The sequence below is a fragment of the Methylobacterium sp. 285MFTsu5.1 genome (assembly GCF_000383455.1).
Lineage (GTDB): Bacteria > Pseudomonadota > Alphaproteobacteria > Rhizobiales > Beijerinckiaceae > Methylobacterium.
This window is the reverse complement of sequence record NZ_KB911271.1, coordinates 93,777-119,935: the sequence shown is the minus strand read 5'-3', so window position 1 is coordinate 119,935 and position 26,159 is coordinate 93,777. Positions and strand designations below refer to the sequence as shown.

Genomic DNA, 26,159 nt, shown 5'->3' with positions numbered 1-26,159 from the left:
CAAAAAAGGTGGCTCCGCGCCGCGGCTCAACCTCTGTTGCACGATGGATACATTCGCGAAACACGAGGGTGCGAGGTGGCCGCGCTGCCGTGCAACCGCGGCGGCGCGACATGCGTCTGCTGTGTGATGCCCGCGACCACCCAAAGACCGCTCTGGATCGTCCCCCTGACGGTCGCCACCGCGCTGTTCATGGAGAACACCGATTCCACGGTGATCGCCACGGCGCTCCCCAGCATCGCCGCGAGCCTCCACGAGGACCCGATCGCCCTCAAGCTCGCGCTGACCTCCTACCTGGTCAGCCTCGCGATCTTCATCCCGGTGAGCGGCTGGATGGCCGACCGGTACGGGTCGCGGACGGTGTTCCGCGCGGCCCTCGTGGTGTTCATGGCCGGCTCGCTCGCCTGCGCGGCCGCGAACGGCCTCGCGTGGTTCGTCGCCGCGCGTTTCCTCCAGGGCATGGGGGGCGCCATGATGGTGCCGGTCGGGCGCCTCGTGGTGCTGCGCAGCGTGCCGAAATCGCAGCTCGTGACGGCCCTCGCCTACCTGACCTTCCCGGCGCTGGTCGGCCCGGTGCTCGGTCCGCCAGTCGGCGGCCTGATCACCACGTGGTTCGACTGGCGCTGGATCTTCTTCATCAACCTGCCGATCGGCTGCGCCGGGATCGTGCTGGCGAGCCTGTACTTCGAGGACGTGCGGGAGCCGGAGCGGCCGCCCCTCGACCTGCTCGGCTTCGCGCTGCTCGGGACCGGCCTCGCCGCCCTGATGCTCGGCCTCGCCTCCCTCGGCCGCCACCTGCTGCCGGCGGAAGTCTCCTGGGGCTGCCTCGCCGCGGGCGCGGTGCTCCTGCCGCTCTACTGGGCACATGCCCGGCGGGTGCCCTACCCGATCGTCCGCCTCGACCTGATGCGGCGGCCGACCTTCCGGGTCGCGGTGCTCGGCGGCAGCCTGTTCCGGATCGGCACCGGGGCGATCCCGTTCCTGCTGCCGCTGATGCTGCAGGTCGGCTTCGGGCTCGACGCCCTGCAGTCGGGCCTGATCACCTTCGCGGCGGCGGCCGGGGCGATGTTCGTGAAGACCCTGGGCCCGCGGATCCTGCGCCGCACCGGCTTCCGCGCCCTGATGGTCTGGAACGCGCTGCTGGCCTCGGCCTTCCTGGCGGTCAACGGGTTCTACACCGCGCAGACGCCCCACTGGATCATGGTGATCCTGCTGTTCGTCGGCGGCTGCTCGCGCTCGATCCAGTTCACCTGCGTCAACGCCATCGCGTACGCCGACCTCGAATCGAAGGAGATGAGCGCGGCCACGAGCTTCGCCAGCGTCTGCCAGCAGCTGTCGCTCAGCCTCGGCGTCACGCTGGGCGCGCTGGCGCTCGAGGGGAATGCCGGGTTTCACGGCCGAACGGAGATCCAGGCCTCGGATTTCGGGCCGGCCTTCTTCGCCGTCGCCGTGATCTCGGCGGCCTCGGCACTGGCCTTCCGCAACCTGTCGCCGGATGCCGGCGCGGAGATCTCCGGGCGGAAGATGACTGCCGCGCCGCCCGCCCCGACGACCGAGATGAGGCCGCGGCACGGCTGATCAGGCCGCGGCGCGGGCCGGCGGCCGGCCGGCAGCGCGCTTGCCGGCGTTCCGCGGCGCGCTGCCCTTGCCGGAAGCCTTCGCGGAGGCGGGCTTCGCGCTGGGCGCCGCCGCGCGAGTTCCGGCGCGCCAGCCCTGCCAGCTGAGCGCGCCCGGACCGCTCAGGGCGTACATGAGGAACCCGCCGGCGAGGCCGAGATCGGCCAGCATCAGCGTGCGCTCGGCGACCGCGGCGGGTCCCACATAGTACCAGAACGGGTGGAGCACGAAGGCCGTCACGGCGGCGAAGAGCGCGAGCGCCAGCCCGGTGAGCCCCGGCAGGACGCCGAGGATCAGGGCGAGCGGTCCGAACACCTGCACCACCACGGCGGCGGTGGCGACGCCGTTGGGAAACGGCATCCCGGCCCCCGCGAGCGTCAGCGCGAACCCCGACACGTTGAGCGCCCGAGCGATCCCGGTCGGCAGGAGCGCGGCGGCCAGCAGCAGGCGCGCGACGAGGAGGGTTCCGTCCTGGGCGCGGGCGAGCATCGGCGTGTCCGGTCGGGTGGATCAGGACGGCAGTGTTGCAACTTTCCGCTGCAGTGTTGCAACTTTCCGCTGAAGACCCCGTTAAGGACGCCACCTCAACCGCCGACGCCGCCGCGGAACAGCCGGCCACGCTCGGTCCAGGCGACGACGAGGAGCGCCAGGGCGCCGAGACTCGCGTAGCCGATCGCCACCGGGAGCACCGTGCCGTCGAAGGACTGACCGATCAGGAAGCCGCAGAACGCGCCCAGGATCGTCGTGTAGAAGCCGAGGAACGACGAGGCCGTGCCGGCGATGGCCCCGAGGGGCTCCAGCGCGAGGGCGTTGAAGTTCGGCATCGCGAAGCTGATCAGGAACTGGTTCACCGCGAGGATCGACAGGAACACGGCCAGCGGCGGGTGGCCGTGATAGGCCAGCCCGACGCCGACCTGCGCGAGGCCGACGAGCGTGAAGGCGATGACGCCGCTGTGCGACATCGCCCGCATCCCGAGCCGCCGGACCACGCGGGCGTTGATCAGCGTCGCCGCCCCCATGGCGCCGGCCACGAGCCCGAAGGCCAGCGGGAAGAGCGGGCCGAGGTGGTACAGGCCGGTATCGAAGACCTGCTGGGCCGAGCCGACGTAGCCCATGATGCAGCCGGTCATCAGCCCGAGCGCGGTGGCATAACCGACGGCGACGCGGGTCTTCAGCGTCAGGCGGATCGCCTCCCAGGTCGCGGCCGGCGAGAGCGGCCGGCGATATTCCGGGTGCAGCGTCTCGGGCATCCGCAGGGAGAACCAGATCGTCAGCCAGAAGGCGAGGACCAGCATCGAGACGAAGACGTAGACCCAGGAGCCCAGCGCCAGCATCATGCCGCCGATCGCCGGCGCGATCATCGGGACGATCAGGAACACCATCATGGTGAGCGACATGACGCTCGCCATCTCGCGGCCCGCGAACCGGTCGCGCACGATCGCCACCGACAGCACCCGCCCGCCGGCGGCGCCGATGCCCTGGATGATCCGGGCGGCGAGCAGCCAGCCGAAGCTCGGCGCCACCATGGCGAGGAAGCAGCCGATCACGTAGACGGCGAGGCTCGCCAGCAGCACCGGCCGTCGCCCGAGGGCGTCGGAGACCGGCCCGTAGACGATCTGCGCGAAGCCGAAGCCGATCATGTAGACGTAGACGAGGAGCTGCAGCCGGTTGGGATCGGCCACCGCGAACCGCGCCTCGATGGCCGGGAAGGCGGGCAGCAGGTTGTCGATGGAGATCGCCGTCACCGCCATCATCAGGGCGATGATGGCGACGAACTCGGCGAAGCCCGGCCCCGACCAGGGCCGCGGGGCGCGGACGTCCTGGACCGGCGGCACGGGCCGAATCGCAATGGTCACGGCGGGCTCTCGGGGTGCGCGGGAACGGGCCGATCAGGGCTCGTCCTTCACGGCACAGTTGTGACAACCCTGCCCGCGCCGCGCAGTTCAGACCGGCAGCGGGCGCAGGGCCGGCGCGTCGGGCTTGCGGCCCACGAAGGCGGCCATCAGGGCGGCGACGAGGCAGAGCAGGCCGGCCGCCACGAAGGCGCCGAGATAGGTGCCGCTCTCGGTCCGGACCATGCCGGCGAGCCACGCCGCGGACGCCGCGCCGATCTGGTGCGCGGCCGCGATCCAGCCGAACATCAGCGCGGCGTTCTCCTCCCCGAACGATTTGCCCGCGAGCTGAACGGTGGGCGGCACGGTGGCGATCCAGTCGAGCCCGTAGAAGACCGCGAACAGCGACAGGCCGTAGAAGCTGTAGTCGAACGAGTAGGGCAGGAAGATCAGCGAGAGGCCGCGCAGGCCGTAGTACCACGCCAGCAGCTTGCGCGAATCGAACCGGTCGGTGAGCCAGCCCGAGGCCGTGGTGCCGATCAGGTCGCAGATCCCCATGAGCGCCAGCAGGCCGGCGGCCGTGACCTCGGCGATGCCGTGATCGATGCAGGCCGGGATCAGGTGGGTGCCGATCAGGCCGTTGGTCGAGGCGCCGCAGATGAAGAACGTGCCGGCGAGCAGCCAGAAATCCCGGGAGCGCAGGCCGATGCGCAGGCCCCTGAGCGCCCGCACGGCCGGGTTCTCGGTCAGCACCGGCGTCGGCGTCACCGCGTCCTCGCCGTAGCGGGGCAGGCCGAGATCCGCCGGCCGGTCGCGCAGGAGCAGGGCCGCCAGCGGGATCAGCGCCAGGGTCGCAGCGGCGACGACCAGGGAGACGGAGCGCCAGCCCTGCCCCACCGCGATCGAGGCCAGCATCGGCAGGAAGACGAGCTGGCCCGTGGCGCTGCTCGCGGTCAGCAGGCCGAGCACGAGGCCCCGGCGCTTGGCGAACCAGCGCCCGGCCACGGTGGCGCCCAGCACGTTGGCCACCATGCCGGATCCGGATCCGACGACGAGGCCCCAGAGCACGACCATCTGCCAGGGCGCGGTCATCAGGCTCGTGGCGGCGGTGCCGATCGCCAGGATCAGGAGTGCGCCGCAGACCGAGCGCCGCAGGCCGAACCGCTCGATGATCGCCACCGCGAAGGGGCCGATCATCCCGTACAGGAAGATGTTGAGCGCGATGCCGACGCCGATCGTGGCCGCGGTCCAGCCGAATTCCCGCTCCCAGGGGACGATCAACACGCTCGGCGTGGCGCGGACACCGGCCCCGACGAGCAGGACCAGGAAGGTCACCGCGACGACGATCCAGGCGTAGTGCAGGCGCGACCCGGGGCGCGTCTCTGTCAGGGCGGTCATGGACGGGCTCCGGAAGCGGGGCGGATCGGTCAGGCGGCGGAGATCAGGGACTCCGCCAGGGCGGAGACGGTCGCGGGATCGACCCGGGCGTTGATACGGCTCTGCGCCTCGCGCCAGTAGGGCGTCGCGGCCGCGAGGGCCTCGCGGCCCGACGCGGTCAGGGACACGCGGCGCTCGCGCGGATCCGACGTGCCGGGCGTGACCGAGACGAAGCCGCGGCGCTTGAGCGGGTCGAGATTGCGGCCCATCGTGGTCCGCTCCAGCGCTGCCTCGGCGGCGAGGCGGGAGACCGGGACCGGTCCGAGCCGGTCCAGCAGCCGCAGGATCGCGAACTGGGTCACGCGGAGCCCGGTCGGCTTCAGGGCGGCGTCGTAGATCGCCGTCAGCGCCCGCGTGGCGCGACGCAGGGCGGAGCAGGTGCACGGCTCGGGTGACGGGGCGCTCATGGTATGGGTGTATATGCACGCATCGGGCGTTCGGCAAGGCGAAGCTGACGGTTCGCAGCGATCGACACCCGTTGGCCCGGAAACGGGCGGGCGCTGTCATCGACACGGCCGGTCACGCTGCTATCGCTTGGGCGAGTGACCCGGTTCGGGAGAAGCGCGATGACACTCGAGACCGCGACGGCGTTGTCCTCCTCGGAGCAGAAGACGGCCCGCACCGGGCTGATAGAGGCGGCCGCCGACATCGTCACCGAGCAGGGCGGACCCGGCGGCTTCGTCCGCGACCTGTTCGGCCGCGTGACGCCGGAGGATCTCGCTCCCTACGATCCCTCTGTCCTGGCGGATCTCGCCGCCCGCGCCCGCGCCTTCCTGTCCGAGCCGCGGAGGCCGGGCGACCCGGCGCGGCTGCGCCTGAGCGACAGCCAGCTGGTGCGCGACGGCCGTGCGCGCGAGACGACGGTCCTGGAGGTGATCAACGACAACCGTCCGTTCCTGCTGGACTCGACCCTGGCCGAACTGACCGAGCAGGGCCTCGCCCCGCAGCTCGTGGCGCACCCGATCCTCGGGGTGGAGCGGGACGGCGCGGGCGGGCTCATCCGGGTGGTCGGGGAGACGACCGCGGACGCGCAGGGCAGTCTCGCGCGCGAGAGCTTCATCCACATCCACCTCGACCCCGTGGCGGCCGAGACCGGCGAGCGGCTCCTGAACGCGCTCGCGACGGTCTACCGGGATGTCGCCCTGGCGAGCGACGACCACGACGCCATGCTGGCGCGCCTCACCGACCTCGCCGCCGATCTCGGGCGCGGGCCGACCCCGATGCCGGGACCGGAGACCGAGGAGGCGCGCGCCTTCCTCGAATGGCTGACCGACGGCCAGTTCCTCATCCTCGGCCTGCAGGAGCACGGCATCGCCGGCGACGCTCACCCGCTGGTCGAGGGGTCGAGCCTCGGCGTGCTCCGCGATCCCGGCGCGACGCCCCTGCGCCGTGGCCGGACGCCGGTGGACTACACGCCGGAGATCCTCGCCTTCCTGGAAGAGCCGCAGCCGCTGATCATCACCAAGGCCAGCGTGAAGTCCCGAGTCCACCGCTCGGCCTACCTGGACTATATCGGCGTCAAGCTGTTCTCCGGCCTCGGCAAGCTGTCGGGCGAGGTGCGGATCGTCGGCCTGTTCACCGCCTCGGCCTACACGAGCCCGGCCCGCGAGGTTCCGGTCCTACGCCGGAAGGTCGAGGCCGTCGTCCAGCGCGCCGGCCTCGACCCGACGAGCCATGCCGGCCGCAGCCTCCTCGCCGTGCTGGAGAGCTACCCGCGGGACGAACTCTTCCAGATCGACGGCGAGCGGCTCTACCGGTTCACCCTGGCCATCGCCGCCCTGGCCGACCGCCCGCGGGTCCGCGTGCTGTCCCGGCCCGACCGGTTCGGCCGCTTCGTGTCGCTGCTCGTCTACGTCCCGAAGGACCGCTACGATTCCGCGATCCGGGGACGGATCGGCAGCTACCTCGCCGAGACCTACGGCGGGCGGCTCAGCGCGTCCTACCCCGACTACCCGGAAGGCTCGCTCGCCCGGATCCACTACATCATCGGCCTGCCCGATCAGGGCAGCCCCGAGCACGATCCCGCCTCCCTGGAGGCCGGGATCGTCGCCCTGGTCCGGACCTGGGGCGACGCGCTGCGGGCGGCGCTGGCCGAATCCCAGGGGGGCGACCGCGCGCGGCAACTCGCCGCCCGCTACGGCGACGCGTTCTCGGCCGCCTATCGGGACAATTTCCAGCCTGAGGTCGCCGTCGCCGACGTGACGATCCTCGACAGCCTCGGCGAGACTCAGCCGCGGGCCGTCCATCTCGATCGGCGGCCCAGCGACCCCGAGGCGCAGGTCCGCCTGAAGGCGTTCTCGCGCGGCACGGCGATCGCGCTGTCCGACCGGGTCCCGGCGCTCGAGAATCTCGGCTTCCGCGTCATCAACGAGCGCACGTACCAGATCGCGCCGGCCGGGACGGACGAGGCCGCGCGGGTCTGGCTGCACGACATGCTGATCGAGCGGGCCACCGGCGCCCCGATCGACCTCGCGGCGCTGGAACGCCCGCTGGAGGCCGCGATGCTCGCCATCGCGGACGGCATCGCCGAGTCCGACGGGTACAACCGGCTCGTCCTTGAGGCAGCCCTCCCCTGGCGGGAGGCGGCCCTGCTGCGGGCCCTGGGCCGCTACCTGCGCCAGCTGCGTATCCGCTACGGGCAGGACTACCTCGCGGGCACGCTGAGCCGCCACGCCGGGATCGCGCGCGCGATCGTGGCGCTGTTCCGCGCCCGGTTCGACCCGGCGCTCACCGGTGACCGGACCGCGCAGGAGGCCGAGGTACGCGCCGAGATCGAGACGGCGCTCGCCGAGGTCACGAGCCTCGACGACGACCGGATCCTCCGCCGGTTCGTCAACCTCGTCGAGGCGGCGGTGCGGACGAACTTCTACCAGACAGGCGCCGACGGGCAGCCGCGAGAGACGATCAGCTTCAAGTTCGCCTGCGCCAAGGTGACGGCGATGCCGCTGCCGCGGCCGTTCTTCGAGATCTTCGTCTACTCGCCCCGCGTCGAAGGCGTGCACCTCCGCTTCGGCTACGTGGCCCGCGGCGGCCTGCGCTGGTCCGACCGGCCGGAGGATTTCCGCACCGAGATCCTCGGCCTCGTGAAGGCCCAGCAGGTGAAGAACGCCGTGATCGTGCCGGTGGGCGCCAAGGGCGGCTTCTTTCCGAAGCGGCTGCCGCCGGCCTCCGACCGCGCCGCCTGGATGCAGGAGGGGACCGAGAGCTACCGGATCTTCATCCGCACGCTGCTCGAACTGACCGACAACATCGTCGACAACGCCATCGTGCCGCCGCCCGACACGGTGCGGCACGATCCCGACGACGCCTACCTGGTGGTCGCCGCCGACAAGGGCACCGCCACCTTCTCGGACATCGCCAACGCCCTCTCGCTGGAGAAGGGCCACTGGCTCGGCGACGCCTTCGCGTCCGGCGGCAGCCAGGGCTACGACCACAAGGGCATGGGCATCACCGCCCGCGGCGCCTGGGAGGCGGTGCGCCGGCATTTCCGCGAGATCGACGTGGACGTGCAGACCGACCCAATCACCACGGTCGGCGTCGGCGACATGTCGGGCGACGTCTTCGGCAACGGCATGCTCCTCTCCGAGAGCATCCGCCTGATCGCGGCCTTCGACCACCGCGACATCTTCCTCGACCCGAACCCGGACGCCGCGGCGAGCTTCGCCGAGCGGCGGCGCCTGTTCGATCTGGGGCGGTCCTCCTGGGCGGATTACGACAAGAGCCAGATCTCGGAGGGCGGCGGCGTGTTCCCGCGCAGCCTGAAGACCGTGCCGCTCTCGGAGGCGATCCGGTCGGCGCTGGGCTTCGACCGGTCCGAGGCGACGCCCACCGAGCTGATGCAGGCGATCCTGAAGGCGCCGGCCGACCTGCTCTGGTTCGGCGGCATCGGCACCTATGTCCGGGCCACCACCGAGACCGACGAAGATGCCGGCGACCGCGCGAACGACGCCCTGCGCATCACTGGGCCGGAGCTGCGCGCGAAGGTCGTCGGCGAGGGCGCCAATCTCGGCCTGACGCAGCGCGGGCGCATCGAGGCGGCGCGCGCGGGCGTCCGCCTCAACACCGACGCGATCGACAACTCGGCCGGCGTGAACACGTCGGATGTCGAGGTGAACATCAAGATCGCGCTGATGACGCCGGAGCGGGACGGCAGGCTCAGCTACGAGGCGCGCAACACCCTGCTCGCCGACATGACCGACGAGGTCGGGCGCCTCGTGCTGCGCAACAACGAGTTGCAGACGCTCGCCCTGTCCCTTGCCCAGCGCGGGGGGCTGGGGGAGACCGGTTTCGCCATGCGGACGATGCAGGCACTGGAGGCGGAGGGCCGGCTCGACCGGGCGGTGGAGTTCCTGCCGGACGACGGCACGCTCGCCGAGCGCATGCGGCGGAACGAGGGGCTGACCCGCCCGGAATACGCCGTGCTGCTCGCCTACGCGAAGCTGTCGCTGCACGACGCGATCCTCGAGAGCGCCGTGCCGAACGACCCGTACTTCGACCGGGAGCTGCAGCGCTACTTCCCGAAGGCCCTGCGCGAACGCTTCCCCGACGCCGTCAAGGGACACCGCCTGCGCCGCGAGATCATCGCCACGGCGCTCGCCAACATCATCGTCAATCGCGGCGGCCCGTCGCTGGTGACGCGCCTCGTCGACGGCACCGGCGCGGACGCCGCGACCATCGCCAAGGCCTACGCGGTGACCCGCGACGCCTTCGGCCTGATGGAGCTGAACCTCGCCATCGACGGCCTCGCCGGTCGGGTTCCCGGCCAGGGCCAGCTCGACCTCTACGCCGAGGTGCAGGATCTGCTGACGAACCGGATCGTCTGGTTCATCCGCAACCTCGACCTGGGCGGCGGCCTCGCCCCGGTGGTCGCCCGCTACCGGGACGGCATCGCCGCCGTGGAGGCCGCCCTACCCAACGTGCTCGGCGACGAGGCGCTGGCGACGATCGGCGCCCGCGCGGCGGAGCTGACCGGGCACGGCATGGCCCCGGCCCAGGCGCGGCGCCTGGCCTCGCTCAGCGCGCTGGTCTCCGCCCCCGACATCGTCCGGGTCGCGGAGGCCAGCGGCCGGCCGGTCGAGGAGGTCGCGGCCACGCATTTCGCCCTGGAGCACGCCTTCCGCCTGGACGACCTCGCCGCCGCGGCGCGGACCGTCCCGGTGGCCGACACGTTCGACCGCGTGGCCCTGGAGCGCGCGGGCGCCGGCATTGCTGCCGCGCACCGCAAGTTGACGGCCGAGGTCGTGGCGGATCTCGGCGCCGGGCCGGAGGCGGTGGAGGCCTGGATCCGGGCGCGCGGCACCTCGCTCGCCCGGATCCGCGAGGCCGTGGACGCGATCAGCGCCTCCGGCCTCACGGTCTCCAAGGCGACGGTGGCGGCGAGCCTGCTCGGCGACCTCGTCCGGGCCGACTGATCGATCAGGCCCCGGGCGCGGATGCCGGTATGACGCTCCGGCGTCCGCGGCCGACCGCGGTGAGCACCAGTCCGAGCCCGGCGAGCGACACCGCGGCGGCGATCAGCGGGAGCTGGCCGTAGCCGGCCCCGAGGGTCAGCGCCGTGCCCCCGATCCAGGCGCCGGTGGCGTTGCCGAGGTTGAACGCGCCCTGGTTCAGCGTGGAGGCAAGGTTCGGCGCGTCGCTCGCCGCCTCCACGACCCAGATCTGGAGGGGCGAGACCAGGGCGAAGACCAGGCCCGACCAGAGCACCACGACCGCCACCGTGAGCGCCGGATGGTGCGCGACCGCGGCGAGCACCAGCAGGGCCGCCACGATGCCCAGGAAGCTGCCGACGATGGTGGCCATCGGGCCCCGGTCGGCCAGATGCCCACCGAGGAGATTGCCGACGGTCAGGCCCGTGCCGGCGGCGAACAGCACGCCGGTCACGCCCTGCGGCGTGAAGCCGGTCACGCCGGTCAGGAACGGCGTGATGTAGGTGAACACCGTGAAGAAGCTCACCGAGGACAGCGTCGAGATCAGCATCGGCCGCAGCACCGGCCAGCGCCCGAGCGCGCGAAACTCGCTGACGAGCCGGCCGCGGGTCCCGGGAAGCCCGTCCGGCACGCAGAGCTGGATCGCGAGCCCGGCCGCGAGCCCAATCACGACCACCGCCCAGAAGGTCGAGCGCCAGCCCGCCTCCTGCCCGAGGGCGGTGCCCAGCGGCACGCCGAGCACGTTGGCGAGGGTGAGGCCCGCGAACATCAGCGAGACCGCCTGCGTGCGCTTCTCCCGCGGCACGAGATCCCGCGCCACAACGGCGCCGATGCCGAAGAACGCGCCGTGCGCGAAGGCCGTCAGGATCCGCGCGGCCATGAGCAGGGCGTAGCTCGGCGCCAGCGCGCAACCGAGATTGCCGGCCAGGAACACCGCCATCAGCGCCAGCAGCGCGGTCTTGCGCGGCAGGCCCGCGGTCGCGATCGCCACGATCGGCGCGCCCACGACCACGCCCATGGCGTAGCCCGAGACGAGGTAGCCGGCCTGGGGAATGGTGACGCCGAAGCTCTGCGCCACCTCCGGGAGCAGGCCCATGATGACGAATTCGGTCGTGCCGATCCCGAACGAGGCGACGGCGAGGGCGAGGATCGGCAGGGGCGGCACGGGGACGTCCTTCGGCGCGGGCTGAGCTCGATGGTGCAGAGCAGCATCGCAGCGCGTTCGCCGATGGATAGCGTCGGAGGCGCGGCGCACAGTTGCGCGGCGCGCAAGGGCCGCGTCGCGGATACGACGCGGCTTAGCCCCGGCTCGGACCTCTCACTCAGCCGGTACCTTCTTCCGTCTCCGCGCCTTCGCAGTCGGCGCAGGGGGCGCCTCGATGGCGGCCGCGGCCCCTCCGCGGGTCTTCCGGCGCTGCTGTCCGAGCCCGAGGGCGCGTGCCAGCTCAGATCGCTGCGCCGAATAGCTCGCCGCGGTCATCGGATAGTCCCGGGGCAGGCCCCACTTCTCCCGGTAGGCTTCGGGCGTCAGGCCGCGCAGCGTCAGGTGACGCCGGAGCGTCTTGTACGGCTTCCCGTCCTCGAAGCTGACGATGTGATCATTCGTGACCGATTTGCGGATCTGCGACGGACTGAGCTTCTCGACGCTCGAGTTCGCGGCGCGACCTTGAGTTGTCAAACTGTTCAGCGCCGCGTGGATACCGCCGATCAATCCGGGAAGTTCGGAGACCGGAACGGAGTTGTTCGACACGTAAGCGGCGACGATATCGACCGCGAGCCCGATCGCCGGGCTGAGCTCACTGCCTGCGTTCTCACTCACGGCAAACCTCAAGAGTTACAATCATTCAGGCCGATCAATTCCTCTCGGAGTCGATCGAAGTCTGCACCTATGTAGCATAGTGCACGAATTAGCTCAAACGTATTCGTGATCGACAGGTGAGATCGGATCGATGGGCCGCAAACCTTCCGCCCCACCGCCGTTGACGGGGCATTAACCACGTCGCCGCTAGGGTTCGTTAACCATACCGGCACTGTTCCGGGGTGGTGTGACCTGCAATCTCCGCGCTCTGGTGCCGGGGACTTTGGCGGAGACCGGGATCAGGTGCGGACGGCGGCTGACCGGTGGGAACGGCGGAGGATGCGGCTCGCCGCCGCGGCGCTCGGCGTCACGCTCGCGGCACCGGCGGCAGCCCAGCGGTTCGACGCGACCAGCCCGGTTACCGGCCAGCCCGACAATCCCGGCATCGGCCAGGACACGGGCCCGAATGGCCTGCCCACACTCAAGCGCACGATCCCGGACGGCCTGAGCCGCGACCAGAATCGCGGGGCGCTCGGCGGCGACGCGGCGGGCGGCGAGCAGACCGGCGGTGACAGCCTTCGGTCGCCGCTCTCGCCCCCCGCGCAGACGCAGATCCCGGGTCAGCCCGGCGTGTCCCAGCTCAGCACCCGCGTCACCACAGGGGGACGGCGCACCGGCGGATCTTCGACGGCACCGGCCAATCTCGCGCCGTCGACTCTCCTGCGCACGCGCGCCGCTCCGCCGCGGCGGATCGGCTCGGCGACGCGGCGGGTCACTCAGGACGTCACGCAGATCCCGCCGCCGGCGCTGCGGCTGACGCCGGTGGTCCAGCAGGCGGTCGTCGGGGTCCCGAACCCGCAGGTCGTGACGCCGATCCGGCCGATCCTCCCGTTCCAGTCGATCGCGCCGGCCCTCGGCCTCCTGACCCCGGGCTTCATCCTCGGCACCGACCTAGCGCGCGCGATCCCCACCGATCCGGCCTACGCGCCGATCGGCTATCAGGTCGGCACCTTCACGGTCCTGCCCACCTTCGCCCAGAGCGTCGGCTACGATTCGAACCCGGACCAGACCACCCGCCAGATCGCCAAGGGCTCGGTCGCGCTGCGCACCGACGCCACGGTCGACTTCCGGAGCAACTGGTCCTCCAGCTCGCTGCAGGGCTCGCTCCGGGGCTCGTACCTCGAGACCCCGCAGAACGAGGCCGCGAGCCGCCCCGCGGCAGACGGCGTGGTCCGGCTGCGCATCGACGCCAACCGGGACCTGCGCATCGACGCGGAGGGGCGGTTCCTGGTGGACACGCAGCGCACGTCGAGCGCCAACCTCCAGGCTGCCACCGCCACGACACGGCCGCTCCTGGCCGTCTACGGCGGTTCGCTCGGGGCGACGGAGACGTTCAACCGCCTGTCGGTCACCCTGCGCGGGTCCGTCGACCGCTCCGAGTTCGACAATGCGCGTTTGGCGGACGGGACGATCGTCAATCAGTCCGACCGCAACCTGAACCAGTACAGCCTGCAGCTGCGCACGGCCTACGAGATCAACCCGGATTTCAGCCCGTTCATCGACCTGCTCGGCGACACGCGCGTCTACGACCGCCGCTTCGACGCGACGGGCGTCCGGCGCGACTCGGACGGCATCGCGGTCGCCTTCGGGACGAGCATCGGCCTCGCGCGCTCGGTGACGGGCGAGATCTCCGCCGGCATCCAGCATCGGACCTACGTCGATCCGAGCCTGCGCGACATCAACGCGCCGTTGCTCAACGCGGCCCTGGTCTGGGCGGCGAGTCCGCTCACGACCGTCCGTCTCACCGCCGCGACCGGCGTCACCGAGACGACGATCCCGGGCTCCAGCGGCGTGCTCACCGAGGTCGCGACGCTCGAGGTGCAGCACGACCTGCTGCGCAACCTCTCGATCGTCCTCGGCGGATCGTATCTCCGGAACGACTACCAGAGCAGCAGCATCCGTGAGAACGGGTTCTCGGCGACCGCGCGGCTCGACTACCACTTCACCCGCTGGCTGACCCTGCGCGGCACGTACATCTATCAGAAGTTCGACAGCACGGTCGCCGGGTCCAGCTTCCGGGAGAACACCTTCCTGCTCGGCCTGCGCGTGAATCCCTGAGGCGGCCTCAGAACCGCTCCGTCCAGGGACGCAGTTCCAGTTCGGAGGTCCAGGCGCTCCGATCCTGGCGCAGGAGGTCGCGATAGGCCCTGGCGATGGCGTCGGGATCGAGATGGCTGTCGGGGGCCTCCGGCGGCTCGCCGCCGCGGGCCGGATTGCGGATGGCGCCGTCGATCACGATGTGCGCGACGTGGATCCCGTGGGGCTGCAATTCCCGGGCGAGGCTCTGACCCAGTCCTCGCAGCGCGAACTTCCCCATCGCGAACGGGGCCGATCCCGCGAAGCCCTTCACGCTCGCCGAGGCGCCGGTGAGCAGGATCGCGCCGTGGCGATGCGGCAGCATGCGGCGCGCCGCGGCCTGCGCCACGAGGAAACCACCGTACGCGGACACCATCAGCGCCTGGGCGACCGCGTCCGGGTCGAGATCGGCGACCGGGCCGCGGAGACGACCGCTCGCGTTGTAGACGACGACGTCCGGCGGACCGCCGAGCGCCGGCTCCAGGCGGGCGAACAGCGCTTCGACCTCAGCGGGCTGGCTGGCGTCGCAGGCATGGACAGCCGCGCCCGTCTCCGCCGCCAGTGCGGCGAGCTTGTCGACGTTCCGGGCGGCGAGGCCGATCGTCATGCCGTCGGCGGCGAGCAGGCGCGCGAGCGATGCGCTGAGGCCGGCGCCCGCCCCGACGATCAGGGCTCTGGAATAGGTCGGGATCATCCTCTCCTCCTCTGCTGACCCGCCCAGGGCCGATGGGAACCTGTACGCCCGCCCCGCGTCAGTCGCGGCGCTGCGCGAAGAACGCCCGGAGCAGATCGGCCGCCTCGCGCTCGCGGAACCCGCCGTAGACCTCCGGCACGTGGTGGCAGGTCGGCTGATCGAAGACGCGCGGCCCGTGCTCGACCCCACCCCCCTTCGGATCGGCCGCGCCGTAGTAGAGTCGCCGGATGCGCGCGAAGGATATCGCGCCCGCGCACATCGGGCACGGCTCCAGGGTGACGTAGAGATCGCAGCCGACGAGGCGCTCGGTGCCGAGGGCCGCGCAGGCCGCGCGGATCGCCAGGATCTCGGCGTGCGCCGTCGGGTCGTGCAATTCGCGCGGCCGATTATGCGCCACCGCCAGGATGACCCCGTCCCGGACCACCGCGGCGCCGACCGGGACCTCCCCGGCAGCGGCCGCGGCGCGGGCGGCCGCGAAAGCGTGATCGAGCGCGGTCAGCGGTCCGGACGTTTCCGCCCGTGCCGGATGGATCGGATCGGCAGCCAAGCTGTTCTCATCCCACTGACGCGACGGGCCCGGGGCGGCGGGCTGGCCTGACCCAAGTCAATGTTAAGGCCTGGAACATTCCGCCGACCGTGACCGTTTCAGGAACCAGTGCGGCGCCGCCGCAGATCGAACAAGAGGACAACGCCATGAGCAGCACCACCGACAAGATCAAGGGCGTCGCCAACGAGGCCGTCGGCAAGGCCAAGCAGGGCATCGGCGACGTGACCGGTAACGACAAGCTCAAGGCCGAAGGTGCCGCCCAGGAACTCAAGGGCAAGGCCCAGGGCACCGTCGGCGACGCCAAGAGCGCGGTGAAGTCCGCCACCGACAAGCTCTGATCGTCGAGCGCGACCGGAACGGAACCCGCCTCGGGCGGGTTCCAGAACTGAACCGACCCGAATAACGCGAGGATGCCATGATCGGCTGGGCTGTCACGTTTCTCGTCGTCGCTCTCGTGGCGGCGCTCCTCGGTTTCGGCGGCATAGCCGGCACGGCGATGGAGGCGGCCAAGATCGTCTTCTTCGTGGCGATCGCGCTGTTCCTGATCTCCGCCGTGTTCGGCGTGATGCGCGGGCGCTCGCCGAGACTCTGACGAATGCGGGTCTTCGACCCGCCATCCAAGTCTTCGAGGCGGTCCCGACGGGCCGCCTCTTCGCGTTGAGGCGACTCGCACCGGTGCACAACCCGTCTCGCCTGTCGGAACCGGCTCTGATAAGCGGCAGGCATGAGCGACTTGCCGAACGACGATAAGCCGGAGGGGACCGCCCGTCCGGCCCCCGAGTCAGCGCGCACCGAGAGTTGGGCACCGCCCACCGATGCGGGCCGTGCCGATGCCGACACCGAGCGGCCTGCCAGTTCTGCCGCGAAGAAGACGGCGCGGAAGGCCAAGCCGCAGCCCGCCCCGCAGGCGGAGCCTCTGCCAGAGCCGCAGCCGGAGCCAGGCCCCGAAGCGTCCGCGGACGCCGAAGCCCTGATCGAGACGCCGCCCGGCGAGCGCATCGCGAAGGCGATGGCACGGGCCGGCGTCGCCTCGCGGCGCGACGCCGAGACGATGATCCTGGCCGGACGCGTCAGCGTCAACGGCGAGACGCTGACATCCCCGGCCCGCAATGTCACCGAGAACGACCGGATCCTGATCGACGGCGAGCCGATGCCGTCGCGGGAGCGCAGCCGCCTGTGGATCTTCCACAAGCCGCGGGGCGTGGTGACGACCGCCCGGGACCCGGAGGGCCGCCAGACGGTGTTCGACGTGCTCCCGGAGGATCTGCCCCGGGTCGTGGCGGTCGGACGGCTCGACATCAACACCGAGGGGTTGCTGCTGCTCACCAATGACGGCGGGCTCGCCAAGGTGATCGCGCATCCCGACACGGGCTGGCTGCGCCGCTACCGAGTCCGCGCCCACGGCGACACCGATCAGGCGCAGCTCGACCGGCTGTCCAAGGGCGTCACCATCGACGGGATGGAGTACGGCCCCGTCGAGGCGACCCTCGACCGCGTGCAGGGCGATAACGTCTGGCTGACGCTCGGCCTGCGCGAGGGCAAGAACCGAGAGGTCAAGCGCATCCTCGAGCATCTCGGACTGTCGGTGAACCGGCTGATCCGGCTCTCCTTCGGGCCCTTCCAGCTCGGCGACCTGGAGGTCGGCCTGGTCGAGGAGGTGCGGACCCGCGTCCTCAAGGATCAGCTCGGCAAGAGCCTCGCCGAGCAGGCCGGCGTGGATTTCGACAGTCCGGTCCGCGAGCCGATCTCGCCGTTCGGTGGCACCCGCCCGGCGGATCGGGACGCCCAATCGGCGCAGCCGGCATCTTCCCGGCGCAATGCCGCGCGTCCCGCGCCGGCGCCGCGCGTCTCGACCGGGGGCACCGGTCCCGGACCGCGCAACTCCGCGTGGCGCGACGAGAACGCGGCCAAGCCGCGGGGGACGCGCATTCCCCGGCGCGGCGCGGATCCCCGGGCCGCGCAGGCGGCCGCGGCAGAACGCGGCCGCGAGCGCGTCGGCTCGATCCGAGCCGGCGACCGCCGGGTCGTCGTCGAGCGCCTGTCCGCAACGCCGGCGGAGCCCGAGCCCGTCGCCAAGCCGAAGCGCCGCTTCGCCGACCGGGGGATGCCGGAGCGGCAGGAGCGCCCCGCCGGTCGGCGCGATGAGCGCCGCGGCGATGAGCGCCCGCGCCGCGAGAGCGCGCGGAGCGAGGCTCCGCGGGACGAGCGGCGATTCGACGAGCGCGGCGGCAAGCCCGGGGGCCGGCGCGACCGACCGTTCGACGCCGGGCCGGCGGAGGGCGCGTCGCGGAAGCCAGGCGGCTTCCGCGGCCAGAAGCCCGCTGCCGCCGGGGGCAAGCCCGCGTTCGGTGGCCCGAAGACCGGGGGTGCGCGTCCCGGCGGAAGCCGCCCCGGTGGCAAGCCCGGCGGTTTCGCCGGCAAGGGGACTGGCCAGGGTCGGCGCAACGGACCAGCGGGCGGGTCGGACACGGGCGGTCGTCCTGGTGCTCGTCCCGGTGCGCCGCGCGGGGGCGCCAAGCCCGGCGGCGGCCGGCCGCCGCGCGGGACGCGGTGAGGATCGTCGGCGGCGCGTGGCGCGGCCGCAGGCTCGCCACGCCGCGCACCGACGCCATTCGGCCGACATCGGACCGCCTGCGGGAATCGTTGTTCAACGTGCTCGCCCACGCCTACGACGACGCCGTCGCCGGCGTCCGGGTCCTCGACCTGTTCGCCGGTACGGGTGCCCTCGGCTTCGAGGCGCTCTCGCGGGGCGCCGCCTACGCCCTCCTCGTCGACGAGGGCGCCGAGGCGCGCGCGGTGATCCGCGAGAACATCGAGGCCCTGGGTGCCGAAGGCGTGACGCGCCTGTTTCGGCGGGACGCGACCCGTCTCGGCCCGGCCTCCACGTCGGGCACCTTCTCGCTGGTCTTCTGCGATCCGCCCTACGGCCGTGATCTCGCGCCGCGCGCCCTGAAAAGCGCCGCCGAGGGCGCCTGGCTGGCGCCCGGGGCTCTCATCGTCGTCGAGGAGGTCGAGGCCGCGCAGGTCGTGTGGCCGGCCGGCTTCGCGGAACTGGAGCGGCGCGTCTACGGGGATACGGCCGTGGCGATCGCCCGATTCGCCGCCTGAATCGTGCTTAGTCCCGATCGCGCGAAGCCGGATCCGTAGCGCCGACTTGAGACCCGAAATGGATCGCCAGCCAGACGGTGGGTGAGTCGGTCCACTCCACCCGGTGCCGACGATGCGGCGCGATCAGCACGGCGTCACCCGCGACGAGGCGACGGGCCCCGGCCTCGTCGGCGAACCGAAGGTCGGCCGCGCCCGTCAGGATGGCGACCCACTCGGTATCCGGCTGGTCGTAGTAGAATCCCGGCGGGCTCGCCTGACCGGTCGAGACGATGCGCTCCACCCGCAGGCCCGGCTCGGAGACCAGGACCGACACGATCTCGTCGTCCGCCCGGAGCGGCAGGTCGGCGAGCAGGTGGGTCACGCGCGTCGGGAGAGAGTCCATGATCCCGCCTGCAGGGACCGCACGGCGCCGGATTGGCGCCGGGCAAGGCCCGGATGTCAGGAGTTGCGCAGAGCGCCGCCCGCCTGCGGTGCCGCGCCGTCCGACGTCTTGGTCTGACCGATCCGCGCCGCGGATTTGACGAGGGAGAGCACGTCGCGGCGCATCTGATCGTCAGCGATCTGATTGTAGGCCCGGAGCAGTTCGACGGCGCCGGCGACGCGCAGCAGCGCGGGACCGCTATCCGTCGTCGCCTCGGGCTCGGGCTCGAAGAAGCTCGAGACCGGAACGCCGAGCCGCTCGGCGATCGCCTGCAGGCGGCCGGCACCGACACGGTTCTTGCCGGTCTCGTACTTCTGGACCTGCTGGAAGCTGACGCCCAGCGCGCTGGCCAGCGCGGACTGGCTCAGTCCATTCGCCGCCCGAAGGAACGCGATGCGGCTGCCGACCCCGTGATCGATGGCTGTGGTCTGCTTCGGCTTGGGGGTTGGGTTCGCCATAGTGGGTAGTCCGGATGTTCTTGCTGTCTGCAGGCTTGCTCGCCCGGATCCAGGGCGCCAATCACAACCGACAGGTGCAACATTGCGCGGCCAAGATCCAGACCTGACATCTGTTAGTGCCACAGGTCAGCCGCGCGTGCAACGAATGGTTACGCTCTCGAAATCTTAGGTCCGGAAGACCGCAATTTGGGCCCTCCAGTGCCCGCCGCGAGAACAACTCAAATACCGGGCCCGATCAAATATAAGTGAGCGAGATCAGCTAAAAATTCACTCTCGAACACTGCCGGGCGATATCGGGTTGCCTGCGCCGCGTTGGGCCCGGCGGGCCGATCCCAGTGAAATCCGTACGACAGCAAACGGTCGACTCAGGGCTCGGTGGCGCGCGCCGGCGACGGAATCACGCCGCCGGGCCGAGCCAATCGAGGACGATTCGCAACTGGTCGTCGTCGAGCAACGCGGGCGCGTGGCCGCAATCGGGAATCTCGACGCGGCGCGTCGGCGGTCCCCGGCGCGTCATCTCGTCGGCCGTCGAGGCGAGGAGGAGTTCCGAGTGCTCGCCGCGGAGCAGCAGGACCGGACAGGTGATCGCGTCCCAGTCGCGCCACATGCTCACGCTGTAGACGCGGCCCGGTCGGAAGGCGTCTCCGATGCCGGGATCGTAGTGGGGCCGCCAGCCGCCGTTGGGCTCCTGGAAGAAGCTGTGCTTGGCGATGTGGCGCCACTGCTCGTCGGTGAGCGGCCCGAACGCGCCCAGCACCGTGCGCAGACGCGATTCGCCCGAGGCGAGGTTATGGTGCAGCCGGGGCGCGTCCCGCAGGCGCGACCCGATCTCGCGGATGGGCGCCCAGGGCAGGAACGGGCCGATATCGTTGATCACCATCCGGCGGATCGGGGTGCGGGCGGCCGCGGCCAGGACCATGCCGGTCAGGCCGCCGAGAGACGTGCCCACCCAGTCGATCTTCCCGGGGACCCGGAGATGGGCGATGAGCGCGGCCATGTCGGCGGCGTATTGCGGCAGGCCGTAGAGTTCCGGGTCCTTCAGCCATCCGCTGAGGCCGCGCCCGGGCAGGTCCGGGCAGATCACCCGGTACCCGAGCTTCGCGAGGCGATAGCCGAGGGCGTCGAAATCGCGGCCCTGGCGGCTGAGACCGTGGACGCAGACGACGACGTGCGGGCTGTCCGGGTCACCCCATTCCACGTAGGCGATGCGGTGGAAGTCGTGGGGCGCGTAGGCCTGGAAATGGCCGGTCCGGAACGGCACGTCGGCGCGGCTCAGGTCGTCGAGCCGCGGCGTCGCCTCAGGTCCGGGAACGGGCGCCGCGGTGCCGGCCGTCACGGGGTCTCCGTGCGCGCGGCGGCCTCGCGGGCGAGACGGCCGGTCGTCTGATGGAGGTCGACCATCTGGTCGGTCAGCCGGCGCGCCTGCTCCTGCAGGAACGCGATGTTCAGCGCCGCGACCTCGCGGGCATCTGCCGCCTTGGCGACGCGGTCCGCGAAGTCGAGGCTCGCGCGGACATTGGTGTCGGAGGCCACGAGGATCCGGTGGCCGATCTCGCGCATCGCCGCCATGGCGTGGACGGCGTTGTCCTCGAACGCGTTGTAGAGCCGGGCGCCGGCGGCGTCCCACTGCTCGCGCACCCGGCGGGCGCCGGCCACGTTGCTGTCGGTGAGTTGGTGCGCGGTCTCGCGGCTGGAGCCCATCACCGCGCGCCAGCCCTCGAAGCTCTGCGCCATCGAGGCCTCGAAGGCGTTCAGCGCCATCTCGCCCGCCTCGGCGAAGCGCTCGTACGCCTCGCGCGCCCGGGCGACGCTGCCCTCCACCGCGGCGCGGCCGGTCTCCCCGGAGATCGCCGGCAGGTTGTCGTTCCCCACAATCGTCTCCCGCAGATGGGCCGGTCGCACGCGGTCCCGACGGCGCGTCGCTGGAATACGGGCATCCGCCAGGGGCGATCTCCCGTCAACAGGGCCCTGTAACAGAATCCGCGCGCGGCCCACATTGTCACGGTGGCCGCGATTGACAGGCACGACGGCGGCGAAATCTTCGTCGCGCGGAGCGCACGCCACGCCCGCCGCCCGATCAGAAGGCTGCACGATGACGGACACCCGTCCGACCCAGACCGAGGTCCGCGAGACGGGCTCTCATCCGTTCGAGGCCGGGCTCGCGCGCCGGCCGGCCAACTACGTCCCGCTGACCCCCGCCAGCCTGCTGGCGCGGGCCGCCGCCGCGGCGGGCGGGCGGATCGCCGTAATCGACGGCCACCGCCGGCTCACCTACGCGGACCTCTACGCGCGTTGCCGGCGCCTCGCCGCGGGCCTCGCGGCCCGGGGGGTCGGGCCACTCGACACCGTGGCGATCCTGGCGCCGAACGTCCCGGAGATGATCGAGGCGCACTTCGCCGTGCCGATGCTCGGCGCGGTGCTGAACCCGCTGAATACGCGCCTCGACGCGGCGACGATCGCGTTCTCGCTGCGGCACGGGGGCGCCCGGGCGCTCCTCGTCGAGGCCGAGTACGCCGCGCTGGCCGCGCGGGCGCTCGCGGAACTCGCCGAGCCGGTCCTCGTCGTGGTGATCGGCGCGACCGGGATCGACGGGGCCCTGCCCTACGAGGATCTGCTGGCCGAGGGCGATCCGGACTACGCCTGGCACGGCCCGGAGGACGAGTGGCAGTCGCTCTGCCTGCTCTACACGTCGGGGACGACCGGCGATCCCAAAGGCGCCGTCTACAGCCATCGCGGCGGCTATCTCCAGGCGCTCGGCAACGCCGTCACGTTCGGCCTGACCGGCGAGAGCGTGTATCTTTGGACGCTGCCGATGTTCCACTGCAGCGGTTGGTCCTACCCATGGGCGAGTGTCGCCGCCTGCGCCACGCAGGTCTGCCTGCGCAAGGTCGAGCCGGCGGCGATCTTCAGGCTGATCGCCGAGCACGGGGTGACGCATCTGTGCGGCGCCCCGATCGTCCTCTCGATGATCGCGCACGCGCCGGCGCAGGACCGTGTGCCGTTCCCCCAGCGCGTGCGCTGCGCGGTCGGCGGCGCGGCGCCGTCCTCGACGATCATCCGCACCATGGAGGAGCTCGGCTTCCAGGTGACGCATCTCTACGGCGCCACCGAGAGCTACGGCCCCGCGACGGTCTGTCTGGCGCAGCCGGACTGGACCGATCTCCCCGACACCGAGCGACACGCCCGCATGGCCCGCCAGGGCGTGCCGCTGGCCACGCTCGAGGCGGTGAGCGTCGCCGACGTCGCGAGCGACGCGCCGGTGCCGCGGGACGGCACGACGGTCGGCGAGATCCGCCTGCGCGGAAACACGGTGATGAAGGGCTACCTCGGCAACCCGGGCGCGACCGAGGAGGCCCTCGCCGGCGGCTGGTACCGGACCGGCGACCTCGCGGTCTGGCATCCCGACGGGTCGGTGGAGATCAAGGACCGGGCGAAGGACATCATCATCTCGGGCGGCGAGAACATCTCCAGCCTGGAGGTGGAGGAGGTGCTGATGCGCCATCCCGCCGTGATGCTGGCGGCCGTCGTGGCGCGGCCGGATCCGACCTGGGGCGAGAGCCCCTGCGCGTTCCTGGAGGTGAAGCCCGGCGCAGCGGTGCCGAGCGACCAGGAGTTGATCGCGTTCTGTCGCGAGCACATGGCGCGGTTCAAGGTGCCGAAGACGGTGGTGTTCGGGCCGCTGCCGAAGACCTCGACCGGCAAGATTCAGAAATTCGTCCTGCGCGAGCAGGCGCGGACCCTCTGACCCGCGCCGGTCCCGTGACGGGAGCCGTTTCGGGCGACCACTACAGGCCGGAGACGAGGTGGCCGCCGTCGACCGCCAGGACGCTGCCGGTCATGTAGGCGCCGGCCTCCGAGGCCAGGAGCAGGAGCGGCCCGTCGAGTTCGGCGGCCTCGCCCAGCCGGCGCTGCGGAATGCGCCTGATCAGCGCCCGGCCGGCATCGGACTCGAAGAAGGCGTCGTTGAGCTCGGTCTTGATGTAGCCCGGCGCGAGGGCGTTCACCCGGATCCCGTAGCGGGCCCACTCGAGCGCGAGGCTCTTGGTGAGCTGGACAACCGCCGCCTTCGAGGTGGCGTAGGGCGCGAGCCCGCCGGTGACCCGCAGCCCGAGGATCGACGCGATGTTGACGATGCTGCCGCCCGCCCCGTGCCGGACCATGCGCCGGCCGGTGGCCTGGGCGACCTGCCAGACGCCTTTGAGATTCGTGTCGAGCACCGCGTCCCAGTCGGATTCCGCGAGGTCGAGGGCCGGCTTCGTCGCCGTCACGCCGGCATTGTTCACCAGCACCGCCACCGGTCCGAAGCGCTCTTCGGCGGCGTCGAGCGCCCGCTCAACGCTCGCGGCGTCGGTGACGTCCATCACGACGGCGTGGGCCTCACCGCCCGCCGCCGCGACGCGATCGACGGTCTCGGCGAGGGCGTTGGCCCGGCGGGCGCCGAGCGACAGGCGCGCGCCTGCGCGGGCCAGGGTCCCGGCGAAATGGCGGCCGAGGCCGCTGGAGGCCCCGGTGACGAGAACGTGGCGGCCAGCGAGGTCGAACGGATTCGCCATCTCAGCGGGCCGCGGCGACGCTCGGCAGGGCGACCCGGAACGCGCCGGTGATGACGAAATCGGTCATGGCTCTGCGCTTCCCCTGCACGCGCCGCCAGTCTTCAGGCCGCGGCGCCGGACCCTGTTGTGGACCGGCTCCGCCGGGTCCGCCAGCCGGCACGGAGCCCCTGCCCGCTCATCGGCGGCCGAACAGCCGCTCGATGTCAGCGAGCTTCAGTTCGATCGAGGTCGGGCGACCGTGGTTGCACTGTCCGGAATTGGGCGTCGCCTCCATCTCGCGCAGCAGGGCGTTCATCTCCTCCGGCCGCAGGCGACGCCCAGCGCGGATCGAGCCGTGGCAGCTCATGCGCGACAGGATCGCGTCGAGACGTCGCCCGAGCGGGCCGCCCTCCGTCGCCGGGACGCCGCCCTCCTCGTCGCCGCTGGCCTCCAGGGCGTCGAGGATGTCGGTGACGAGGTTGCGCGTCGAGGCTCCGATCAGCGCCGCCGGCACCTCCCGCACGAGCACCGCTCCGGGCCCGAAGGCCTCGATGGTGAGGCCCAGCCGGTCGAGATCGGGAGCGGCCGCGACGAGCCGGTCGGCCTCCTCGGGGCTCATCTCGACCACGTCCGGGATCAGGAGGCCCTGCCGGGCGATGCCGCCTGCCTCCCGCTCGGCCTTCATCCGCTCGTAGACGAGGCGCTCGTGGGCGGCGTGCTGGTCGACGATCACGAGGCCGTCGCGGGTCTGGGCGAGGATGTAGGTCTCGTGGATCTGCGCGCGGGCGGCCCCCAGCGGATGATCGAGCGCCTCCACAGCGTCGGCGGCAACGCGGGTGTCGGCCTGGGGCGGGGCCGCCACGGCTTCGGGCTCGGGCCCGGCCCAGACGGCCTGAGCGGCCTCGCCGAAGCCTGGCGGCTCGACCTGCGCCGGCTGCGGCGCCGGCCTCCACGCCGCCGAGGAACGGTAGCCGGGCGGCGCTGCCACCGAGGGTGCACCGCTCGGGAACGGGCCCGGCCGCGTCGGCCGGAACAGGCTCGGCGCGGTGGCGCCGCTGTGGGTGGCGAGCGGCGCCCCGGCCGGGCGCAGGGCGTCGAGGGTCCGCGCGGCGCCGGTGGTGGCCGAGCGGGCGCCGCCGCGGCGCAGGGCGTCGTGGATCGCGCTCACGATCAGCGCCCGCACGAGGCCCGGCTCGCGGAAGCGCACCTCGGTCTTGGCCGGGTGGACGTTCACGTCGACGAGGCCGGGGTCGCACGCGACGGCGAGGCCGAGAACCGGGTGCCGGTCGGAGGCCAGCGTGTCGGCGTAGGCGCCGCGGATCGCCCCGAGCAGGAGCCGGTCGCGCACGGGGCGGCCGTTGACCGCGAGGTGGATATGGGTCGCCGCACCGCGATGGTAGGTCGGCAGGCCGACATGGCCCGTCACCGCGAAGCCCTCCCGGGCCAGGGAAACCGGCAGGGCGTTGGCGAGGAAGTCCTGTCCCAGCACCGCCGCGAGCCGGCGCAGCTCCGCCTCGGCCCCGGTCTCGGCCGGCAGGACCAGGGGCTGGCCGGAATCGGCCCGCAGGGTGAAGCGGATGCCCGGCTGCGTCGCGGCGAGGCGGCGCAGCGTCTCGGCGATGGCGGCGTTCTCGGCCCGGTCCGATTTCAGGAACTTGAGCCGCGCCGGCGTGGCGGCGAAGAGCTCGGTCACCTCGATCCGGGTGCCGCGCTGGGCCGGGGCCGGACGGACCTGCCCCTTCATCCCCGCGTCGACGGTGAGGCTCGCCCCCGCCTCGGCCTCCGGCGTGCGGGTGACGATGGCGAGCCGCGACACCGCGCCGATCGACGGCAGGGCCTCGCCGCGGAATCCCAGGGTGTCGATCGCCGTGAGGTCGCCGCCCGGGAGCTTGGAGGTGGCGTGCCGTTCGACCGCGAGGTCGAGATCGTCCGGCGTCATGCCGCGGCCGTCGTCGACGACCCGGATCAACCGGCGCCCCCCGGCCTCGACGGTGACCTCGATCGCCCGGGCCCCGGCATCGATCGCGTTCTCGACCAGCTCCTTAACGGCCGAGGCCGGGCGCTCGACCACTTCGCCCGCGGCGATGCGATCGACGAGGACGGGGTCGAGGCGGCGGACGGACGGCGCGGACAGGGAGGACATCGGCGCGTAGGAT

The 26,159-nt window shown here is 72.0% G+C and carries 22 protein-coding genes; 8 read left to right on the top strand and 14 right to left on the bottom strand.

Translation table 11 applies throughout. The features are described from left to right. The first annotated feature begins 126 nt into the window (after positions 1-126). A complete protein-coding gene (locus tag H288_RS0104815; protein ID WP_020091459.1) occupies positions 127-1,575 on the top strand; it encodes an MFS transporter in 1,449 nt (482 codons plus the stop codon). Here H288_RS0104815 and H288_RS0104810 read toward each other — a convergent pair whose 3' ends face one another. The 4 genes from H288_RS0104810 to H288_RS0104795 form a co-directional block, all read right to left on the bottom strand. After that, a complete protein-coding gene (locus H288_RS0104810) occupies positions 1,576-2,103 on the bottom strand; it encodes a DoxX family protein (RefSeq protein WP_020091458.1) in 528 nt (175 codons plus the stop codon). 95 nt (positions 2,104-2,198) lie between these two features. Next, positions 2,199-3,365: a multidrug effflux MFS transporter gene (locus H288_RS0104805; RefSeq protein WP_042672169.1), complete on the bottom strand. Its 1,167-nt coding sequence runs from the start codon at positions 3,363-3,365 to the stop codon at positions 2,199-2,201. Positions 3,366-3,557: 192 nt separating this feature from the next. Next, entirely contained in the window at positions 3,558-4,844 is a 1,287-nt protein-coding gene (locus H288_RS0104800) for an MFS transporter (protein ID WP_020091456.1), read from the bottom strand. A 29-nt stretch (positions 4,845-4,873) separates the two neighbouring features. Then, positions 4,874-5,290 carry a MarR family winged helix-turn-helix transcriptional regulator gene (locus H288_RS0104795; RefSeq protein ID WP_020091455.1) on the bottom strand — a complete coding sequence of 139 codons (417 nt, stop codon included), beginning with the start codon at positions 5,288-5,290 and terminating at the stop codon, positions 4,874-4,876. Positions 5,291-5,449: 159 nt separating this feature from the next. Between H288_RS0104795 and H288_RS0104790 the strand changes: the two genes are divergently transcribed. Beyond that, on the top strand, positions 5,450-10,294 hold the full coding sequence (locus H288_RS0104790) for an NAD-glutamate dehydrogenase (RefSeq protein WP_020091454.1): 4,845 nt from the start codon (positions 5,450-5,452) through the stop codon (positions 10,292-10,294). 4 nt (positions 10,295-10,298) lie between these two features. On the opposite strand, the gene H288_RS0104785 is transcribed toward H288_RS0104790, so the two are convergent. Next, positions 10,299-11,474: an MFS transporter gene (locus H288_RS0104785; RefSeq protein WP_020091453.1), complete on the bottom strand. Its 1,176-nt coding sequence runs from the start codon at positions 11,472-11,474 to the stop codon at positions 10,299-10,301. 153 nt (positions 11,475-11,627) lie between these two features. Further along, positions 11,628-12,128: a MucR family transcriptional regulator gene (locus H288_RS0104780; RefSeq protein WP_020091452.1), complete on the bottom strand. Its 501-nt coding sequence runs from the start codon at positions 12,126-12,128 to the stop codon at positions 11,628-11,630. A gap of 318 nt (positions 12,129-12,446) precedes the next feature. On the opposite strand from H288_RS0104780, the gene H288_RS0104775 reads away from it, so the two are divergent. Next, entirely contained in the window at positions 12,447-14,225 is a 1,779-nt protein-coding gene (locus H288_RS0104775; protein ID WP_020091451.1) for an outer membrane beta-barrel protein, read from the top strand. A 7-nt stretch (positions 14,226-14,232) separates the two neighbouring features. Here the strand turns inward: H288_RS0104775 and H288_RS0104770 are convergent, their stop codons facing one another. Continuing rightward, positions 14,233-14,937: an SDR family NAD(P)-dependent oxidoreductase gene (locus tag H288_RS0104770; protein WP_020091450.1), complete on the bottom strand. Its 705-nt coding sequence runs from the start codon at positions 14,935-14,937 to the stop codon at positions 14,233-14,235. 58 nt (positions 14,938-14,995) lie between these two features. Next, positions 14,996-15,484, bottom strand: coding sequence for a nucleoside deaminase (locus H288_RS0104765; protein WP_020091449.1), 489 nt, complete (start codon positions 15,482-15,484; stop codon positions 14,996-14,998). 146 nt (positions 15,485-15,630) lie between these two features. Between H288_RS0104765 and H288_RS0104760 the strand changes: the two genes are divergently transcribed. The 4 genes from H288_RS0104760 to rsmD all read left to right on the top strand — a co-directional run bounded on the left by H288_RS0104760 (position 15,631) and on the right by rsmD (position 18,592). Then, a complete protein-coding gene (locus H288_RS0104760) occupies positions 15,631-15,822 on the top strand; it encodes a CsbD family protein (protein WP_020091448.1) in 192 nt (63 codons plus the stop codon). Between the two features lie 77 nt (positions 15,823-15,899). Continuing rightward, positions 15,900-16,076, top strand: coding sequence for a DUF1328 domain-containing protein (locus H288_RS33785; protein WP_012317097.1), 177 nt, complete (start codon positions 15,900-15,902; stop codon positions 16,074-16,076). 132 nt (positions 16,077-16,208) lie between these two features. After that, positions 16,209-18,038, top strand: coding sequence for a pseudouridine synthase (locus tag H288_RS0104750; RefSeq protein WP_020091447.1), 1,830 nt, complete (start codon positions 16,209-16,211; stop codon positions 18,036-18,038). Then, on the top strand, positions 18,035-18,592 hold the full coding sequence (gene rsmD, locus H288_RS0104745; protein WP_020091446.1) for a 16S rRNA (guanine(966)-N(2))-methyltransferase RsmD: 558 nt from the start codon (positions 18,035-18,037) through the stop codon (positions 18,590-18,592). Before H288_RS0104750 ends, rsmD begins: the two co-directional genes overlap by 4 nt. 7 nt (positions 18,593-18,599) lie before the next feature. Here rsmD and H288_RS32120 read toward each other — a convergent pair whose 3' ends face one another. From H288_RS32120 to H288_RS0104725, 4 genes are all read right to left on the bottom strand, one after another. After that, positions 18,600-18,974, bottom strand: a complete 375-nt coding sequence (locus H288_RS32120; protein WP_020091445.1) for a cupin — start codon at positions 18,972-18,974, stop codon at positions 18,600-18,602. 56 nt (positions 18,975-19,030) lie between these two features. Further along, complete coding sequence (locus tag H288_RS0104735) at positions 19,031-19,471, bottom strand: helix-turn-helix transcriptional regulator (protein ID WP_020091444.1); 441 nt, start codon at positions 19,469-19,471, stop codon at positions 19,031-19,033. Between the two features lie 397 nt (positions 19,472-19,868). After that, on the bottom strand, positions 19,869-20,807 hold the full coding sequence (locus H288_RS0104730; RefSeq protein ID WP_020091443.1) for an alpha/beta hydrolase: 939 nt from the start codon (positions 20,805-20,807) through the stop codon (positions 19,869-19,871). Further along, complete coding sequence (locus H288_RS0104725; RefSeq protein ID WP_020091442.1) at positions 20,804-21,343, bottom strand: phasin family protein; 540 nt, start codon at positions 21,341-21,343, stop codon at positions 20,804-20,806. Before H288_RS0104725 ends, H288_RS0104730 begins: the two co-directional genes overlap by 4 nt. A 220-nt stretch (positions 21,344-21,563) precedes the next feature. Between H288_RS0104725 and H288_RS0104720 the strand changes: the two genes are divergently transcribed. Beyond that, positions 21,564-23,216 (top strand): AMP-binding protein, encoded by a 1,653-nt coding sequence (locus H288_RS0104720; protein ID WP_020091441.1) that lies wholly within the window; start codon positions 21,564-21,566, stop codon positions 23,214-23,216. A 40-nt stretch (positions 23,217-23,256) separates the two neighbouring features. Here H288_RS0104720 and H288_RS0104715 read toward each other — a convergent pair whose 3' ends face one another. Together H288_RS0104715 and mutL are read right to left on the bottom strand one after the other, a co-directional pair. Continuing rightward, a complete protein-coding gene (locus H288_RS0104715; RefSeq protein WP_020091440.1) occupies positions 23,257-24,024 on the bottom strand; it encodes a glucose 1-dehydrogenase in 768 nt (255 codons plus the stop codon). Between the two features lie 175 nt (positions 24,025-24,199). Further along, positions 24,200-26,146: a DNA mismatch repair endonuclease MutL gene (mutL, locus tag H288_RS0104705; RefSeq protein WP_020091439.1), complete on the bottom strand. Its 1,947-nt coding sequence runs from the start codon at positions 26,144-26,146 to the stop codon at positions 24,200-24,202. Positions 26,147-26,159: the final 13 nt, after the last annotated feature.